Raw genomic sequence first — 5,530 nt, 5'->3', positions numbered from 1 at the left:
GAGGATGTGAAAAGCGCCATGGACTTCCTATCCCACCAGGAGGGTGTCGATCCTGAGCGAATCGGTCTTGTGGGCGCGAGCCTTGGATCCAGAGTGGCTTTGATTTCAGGGGTGAAATACAAGATAAAGGCTTTGGTATTGATCTCCTTGTCCGGCTCGGAAGCCATCCCCGGTGGGAAGTCCATCCAACAGCTCTTGGAAGAATACGGAGAAAGACCTATCCTTTTTATGACTTCCGAAAAGGACTGGGGAGGAAACGGGAGCGCGGCGGAGGACAATAAGCGGTACGTTGAATGGGCCAAAGGGAAAAAGTACTTGAAGATCCGGCCGGGATCAGGGCATGGCGTTGACCTCCTCAAGCGTGAAGAAGACTCAGGATTCGTGTCCTCCTGGCTGGCGCAACATCTGTAGATCGTCGCCTTACACCCCACACATAACGACCCGCATCACCGGCGCCAAACGCCAACGAGGCCATGTCAAAAGCTCCGGAGACGCCTCCTGTTTGCGCCTGAAAAAAAAGAGCTGCTCAGCGTTTGGTGTCCGCTGTGGATGCGGTGGTTAGCCAACCTCGATGGGTTCCGATAAACCAAGTTGCAACTTGACGGCATGCTCTAATTTTCGGATTTCCTCGTCCGAGAGCTTTGCCATGCGGTTTATCAAGCGCAGCTTACTGACCGTGGTCAGCTGGTCCGCTAATGCCTTATTCGGCTTTCCTTTCAAGGTAACCAACGCCTCACTCGGGTAAAGGCGACCGATATTGCTTGTTAAGGGGACCACCTGAACACGATTCAGATATTTGTTGGACGAATCATTGCTCACAATGACAGCGGGTCGTTTCTCGCGGATTTCTCCGCCGACGGCAGTTTCAAAGTTGATCCACCAGACTTCACCGCGGTTCATCGCCGACATCCGCTATCGTCGCCTCTGCCCACTCAAAGGCCTCGGTTTCCCGTGCTTCATCTTGCGCCATCTGTTGGTAGGCAGCGTCGAGTCCCCTGTGCAACACATGCGGACGCACTAATTCCTCGATAAAACGACTGATATGGCGACGGCCGACTACCTTATAAAGACCATCGTAAACATTCTCATCAACGCTAATGGTTAATTTTTTTTGCATCGCTTTCGCTCCCTCTCAATACGTATTTAATACGTATTATATACGGTCAAAACGAAACTGTCAAATTGGTCTTATGTTGGAAAAGAAGATATGGCTAACGCATAGGTGAGGGGCCGTGTAATTTAGGGACATCGTACCTGTTTCTTAAGTGATGTGGATCCACGGGACAGCTCCATGGGCGCGTGTGGCGCCTTTCGTTTAGCAGCCTGTTCCGGGGTGTCTCAAATGTTTAGGACCGGAGCCGGATACTTCTTGAAAATCGCATCTTGGGTAAGGATGGTAAGACCTTCCAGCATCGCTTGCGCAATCAGTATCCGATCGAAAGGATCGCGATGGTGGTTAGGAAGATCTCCCGCAGCGTAGGTATGATCGGATGTGATGGCCAACGGTTCAAACCCTTGTTTTTTGATCGCCTCTCGATTCCGGAACCCGCCTCGCGCCCCGCTTTACGGGGCTTGGCCGGGATGACGGATTGTGACACCGTCTCCTTCGCCCGAATGACGTAAAAGAGGCGGTTCCCTGTGCAGCCCTGTCAACAAACACACACCCGCGTCCCACACCACTGTCCGAACTTTTCGAAACGGATTCGATGTGCTACTGTGATTTCGATCGCAGCTCCCGGAACAAGCAGCGCTGGAATCCCGAAGGACTCCGTGGGTGATTGTTTTGGATGAAATTGGCGCCGTTCTGTTTTCGGGGAGCGGAATCAAATGGGATGTGAAATTCGATACGCCGGCATGTTCGCGGCAGTGAGAAGGATGTCACCGTGATCACGCTCATAGAGGCCAAGAACTATCGCTGTCTGCGTTATATCCGTCAGCGCCTTGAACCCTTCCACGTTCTGGTGGGTCCCAACGCCGGCGGCAAAACCACTTTTCTTGACGTGGTGTCGTTTTTAGGAGAGTTCGTTTCCAACGGGCCGTTGGCCGCGATCAGCGCAAGAACCTCAAACTTCGACGATCTGCTTTGGTGGCGAACCGGCGACGGATTCGAACTGGCCGTGGAGGCGGCTATACCGGAGCGATTGAAGACTTTGCTTCGTGACCCGGCATGTGAAACGGTGCGCTACGAGATCGCCCTGCAATTCGATAGACCCAGCCGGGAAATTCTCATCCAGGCGGAAAAAGTCCTCCTGAAGAGCGAGGTTCCGGAATCACCGCCACGCCAGCTTTCCATTTTCCCATCCCCCGAGGAGTCGACCGCGTCGATTATCACGCCCACCCGGGAAAGGGGCGCGACCGTTGTGGTCAACAAGGTCCCCCACGGAAACGACAATTACTATTCCGAAGTCTATAAGGAAACAGGAAGGGGATGGACGCCCTCGTTCAAGCTGGGCCCCCACAAGTCGGCGCTGGCGAACATGCCGGCCGATGAGGCCAATTTCCCCGTGACTTCCTGGTTGAAGAGCCTGTTGACGGAAAACGTAGCCCGATTGATGCTGAACAGTCTCCTGATCCGAAAAGCGAGTCCTCCGGGCCAGGGGCGCGGTTTTAAGGCTGACGGATCGAATTTACCGTGGGTGGTGGAACATTTTAAGGCCAACGCTCCGGATCGGTTTCAGCAATGGTTGTCCCATCTTAGAACTGCCTTGCCGGATTTGGAGGACGTGGACACGAGAGTGAGACCGGATGATCGTCATTGCTACCTGACGCTGAAGTACGAGGGAGGGCTTACCGTGCCGTCCTGGATGGTTTCCGACGGTACGCTTCGGCTGCTGGCGCTCACGATTCTATCCTATCTACCCGACTTTTCCGGTATTTACCTGATCGAAGAACCGGAAAACGGCATTCACCCGAGGGCCGTTGAAACCCTGTTTCAATCGCTCTCCTCGGTCTACGACGCCCAGATCCTCGTAGCCACCCATTCGCCGATCATCCTTAGCATGGTCGACGCCGACAAAGTACTCTGCTTCGCCAAGACCAAAGAAGGCGCGGTGGACATTGTCAAAGGAAGTGAACATCCGGAATTGCGCGATTGGAAAGGAGAGGCCAACCTGGGCGTGTTGTTCGCGGGCGGGGTTCTGGGATGAATCAGGAAACCTCCGTTCCCTCGCCTGGACAACGGCGGGATTCAAATCCTCACGAGCGCCGATATCCATGAATTGAGGATGGCGAAGTCCCGCCCAGCCCCTCTCGACGGGGCTGAGAAGCCGCCACGTCTGTTTAGAGCACGCGTATGGTCGGTAAATCCTTTTTCCCCGCTGCTCGCAAGGCCGAGGGTTTAATCTTCACTCCCAGAGAGGATATACTGCTCGCTTACAGGCTTCTTCCGGGCTTGCCATTTTCCCTCCGGCGTCCAGACGCTGAAAGTGAAGCGTCCACCTTTCGCCGCTACCAGGAGAGGTTCCAAAAAGATGCGCAGGTCCTCTATCACTCCCGGTAATCCTTTTCCTTCATCCGACAACCCAGTCCTGTTGAGGAACGCTTGCCATTGAGCGGCCTTATTGCGGTCCCTGGTGAACTCCTGGCTGAGCGCCGGCGGTATCTCCTCCGGAATGGCCGTCTTTCTTCGCTCGAAAGTCGCTTTTATGGCCTTGGTAAGGGTTTCGCCGGCAAACGAAAACTTCCTGGACATCACCCACAGGTCGTAGAAATCCTTCATCCGGCTGTTTACCATCCCGAGAAAGACCATGGCCTGGAGTTTCTCCGAAACCACACTCTCCTTGGGGTAGGCACGGATGCGGGGCGGAGGGAGTTCCAGCAATGTGGGATACTCAATCTCCTGGGCTTCCGGTGTAATCACGTCACCGAACCCAATGTCGAGTTGAAGGTCGATTTTGGCCTGGCCAAGCTTTCCGTTCAGTTTCACTCGCCGGCCTTGATACTCTTGGTCTTCTCTGATGTCTTCAACTCGGATGCTGTTGGGTTCGAAAACGATCCCGTCTGGTTCAACTTCGACCTGACAGATCCTCTCAAATAGGGTCCTCAGTTCTGGGGCCGAGACATCTCCATATCCAAGTAGGTCAAGGTCTTTCGTTGGTCGATGAACTGTTTCCGTCCATAAAGCGAATAGCATCGCTCCTTTCAGCACGAACCTTTCAGCGTATTCCGACCTCCCAAGTCTGTAAAGTAGGCGCTCCAATCCGTATCTTGTTAGAATCAGATGGAAATCTTCCCCTCTCTCGCGACTCAAGGCTTTCAGGCGATCCCGCACGGAACCGGCCATGTTCTTGGTGGGTTTACTCATGACATGGCCTCCAGGTATGACTTCATCACGCTCCAGACCCTGCATACTCCGGCAAAGCGGTAAAGGTCGTCGTTGGAGCACTTCTTTTGGCGTTTGCAGTCTCGGAGAGCTTCCAGGGCCACGTCCAATCCGATTTTATTGCGAAACTTGAAGCAGTCGGCCACGGTCTTGGACGGGGTGTACACCCTTACCACGACGCCTTCGATCTCGTGTTTTTCAATTCCTTCGGTAAGAGCACCCCCCGAAAACCTCATCACCCGAAGCGGAGGGAATCCTATCTTGGGCTTTGCGGCGCGCCGGTCGAGAGCAATCCACACTTCAAAAGGATCTTGTGAGCCGAGCTCATGAAACCGGAGCGCGGAAAGCAGGCAAATAATCCCATCCGGAAGCCGTTTGCTAGCTAGAACAAGGGAGTGATCGGCCGATATCTCCTTGTCGGGCGCCTCATAGAGGCCGCGTGCGATCTTAACAAGCCGGCCTCTTTTGACAAGCCGGCGCAGGTTTTCCGGGTGAATACCCTCCTCCTTGAGGTCCTTCAATCGGAGTACGCCCTTATTCCTGGCCAGAGCAAGGACTCTATCCTCGCCTGTTCGTGTTTTCTCCATGTGTATAAGGATACACACTTGTTGTTATGTGTCAATCTTTTTACACAAAATAAAAATAGTAAAGCGGGAAGGTGATTGGTGGGTGGGATGGGGCCAAGAAGTTCCCGGCGTCCATTGCCAGGTTGAGGAAGAGGGGACGGGGTTGATTTTGGGCGTTTCTATTCTTCAACGGAGCATGCATGATCCGGAGCGACCCGTCTGCCTCTGCTGAAAGCCCCGCTGACCGCCGCTCTGCTTATCTCAGGTTTCTTTGCCACCTGACTTGGGGATCAAAGGCCAGGCAAAACAGGGCGTTACGGTCTCAAGCAGCAGTTGCGCCGGGCGATCGACAAAGCGATTTCTGTTGGTATCGTCACGGAGAATGCTGCGCCGTTCGATCCCTCGGCCGATGATGAGAAGCAACGCCTGCGGCGCATCCATGCGTGCTTTTCGTGGCATGAGGTTTACCGATCATGCATAATGAGGCGAAGAAACGCGCAAATTCAACCCCGTCCCCCCTTTTCCAGGCCCACCGGGATCTCAAATCCATACTGGAAATGAGGCCCGTGTTTCATCAACGATGCGCCCGCGTTCAGGGGCATATATTTTGTAACTTCCTGGCCCTCTATCTCAAGATAGCGCT

8 protein-coding genes are annotated in these 5,530 nt (G+C 54.1%); 2 read left to right on the top strand and 6 right to left on the bottom strand.

Going from position 1 to position 5,530, the window contains the following annotated elements; genetic code table 11:
* Positions 1 to 18 precede the first annotated feature (18 nt).
* Positions 19 to 411, top strand: a complete 393-nt coding sequence (locus HY788_23760) for a hypothetical protein (protein MBI4777160.1) — start codon at positions 19 to 21, stop codon at positions 409 to 411.
* A gap of 147 nt (positions 412 to 558) precedes the next feature.
* Here HY788_23760 and HY788_23755 read toward each other — a convergent pair whose 3' ends face one another.
* From HY788_23755 to HY788_23745, 3 genes are all read right to left on the bottom strand, one after another.
* Positions 559 to 900 carry a type II toxin-antitoxin system PemK/MazF family toxin gene (locus HY788_23755; GenBank protein MBI4777159.1) on the bottom strand — a complete coding sequence of 114 codons (342 nt, stop codon included), beginning with the start codon at positions 898 to 900 and terminating at the stop codon, positions 559 to 561.
* On the bottom strand, positions 887 to 1,117 hold the full coding sequence (locus HY788_23750; protein ID MBI4777158.1) for an addiction module antitoxin: 231 nt from the start codon (positions 1,115 to 1,117) through the stop codon (positions 887 to 889). The genes HY788_23755 and HY788_23750 overlap by 14 nt, the downstream gene beginning before the upstream one ends.
* Before the next feature lie 221 nt (positions 1,118 to 1,338).
* On the bottom strand, positions 1,339 to 1,503 hold the full coding sequence (locus HY788_23745; GenBank protein MBI4777157.1) for a type II toxin-antitoxin system VapC family toxin: 165 nt from the start codon (positions 1,501 to 1,503) through the stop codon (positions 1,339 to 1,341).
* A 380-nt stretch (positions 1,504 to 1,883) separates the two neighbouring features.
* Between HY788_23745 and HY788_23740 the strand changes: the two genes are divergently transcribed.
* The gene (locus HY788_23740) at positions 1,884 to 3,146 is read left to right on the top strand and encodes an ATP-binding protein (protein ID MBI4777156.1); all 1,263 of its coding nucleotides are present in this window, start codon (positions 1,884 to 1,886) and stop codon (positions 3,144 to 3,146) included.
* 191 nt (positions 3,147 to 3,337) lie between these two features.
* On the opposite strand, the gene HY788_23735 is transcribed toward HY788_23740, so the two are convergent.
* The 3 genes from HY788_23735 to HY788_23725 form a co-directional block, all read right to left on the bottom strand.
* Positions 3,338 to 4,303, bottom strand: coding sequence for a nucleotidyl transferase AbiEii/AbiGii toxin family protein (locus HY788_23735; GenBank protein MBI4777155.1), 966 nt, complete (start codon positions 4,301 to 4,303; stop codon positions 3,338 to 3,340).
* Positions 4,300 to 4,908, bottom strand: a complete 609-nt coding sequence (locus HY788_23730) for an AbiEi antitoxin N-terminal domain-containing protein (protein MBI4777154.1) — start codon at positions 4,906 to 4,908, stop codon at positions 4,300 to 4,302. Before HY788_23730 ends, HY788_23735 begins: the two co-directional genes overlap by 4 nt.
* A gap of 240 nt (positions 4,909 to 5,148) precedes the next feature.
* Positions 5,149 to 5,346, bottom strand: a complete 198-nt coding sequence (locus HY788_23725; GenBank protein ID MBI4777153.1) for a hypothetical protein — start codon at positions 5,344 to 5,346, stop codon at positions 5,149 to 5,151.
* Between the last annotated feature and the right edge of the window lie 184 nt (positions 5,347 to 5,530).

The sequence above is a fragment of the Deltaproteobacteria bacterium genome, from assembly GCA_016208165.1.
Classification (GTDB): Bacteria; Desulfobacterota; Desulfarculia; order JACQYL01; family JACQYL01; genus JACQYL01.
This window is presented reverse-complemented; position numbering and strand designations above follow the sequence as displayed.

Bases quoted from the DNA above. Each gene is read 5' to 3' on its own strand.
- HY788_23725 (MBI4777153.1), bottom strand. From the start codon at position 5,346: ATGCCACGAAAAGCACGCATGGATGCGCCGCAGGCGTTGCTTCTCATC.
- HY788_23760 (MBI4777160.1), top strand. From the start codon at position 19: ATGGACTTCCTATCCCACCAGGAGGGTGTCGATCCTGAGCGAATCGGT.
- HY788_23755 (MBI4777159.1), bottom strand. From the start codon at position 900: ATGAACCGCGGTGAAGTCTGGTGGATCAACTTTGAAACTGCCGTCGGC.
- HY788_23730 (MBI4777154.1), bottom strand. From the start codon at position 4,908: ATGGAGAAAACACGAACAGGCGAGGATAGAGTCCTTGCTCTGGCCAGG.
- HY788_23735 (MBI4777155.1), bottom strand. From the start codon at position 4,303: ATGAGTAAACCCACCAAGAACATGGCCGGTTCCGTGCGGGATCGCCTG.
- HY788_23750 (MBI4777158.1), bottom strand. From the start codon at position 1,117: ATGCAAAAAAAATTAACCATTAGCGTTGATGAGAATGTTTACGATGGT.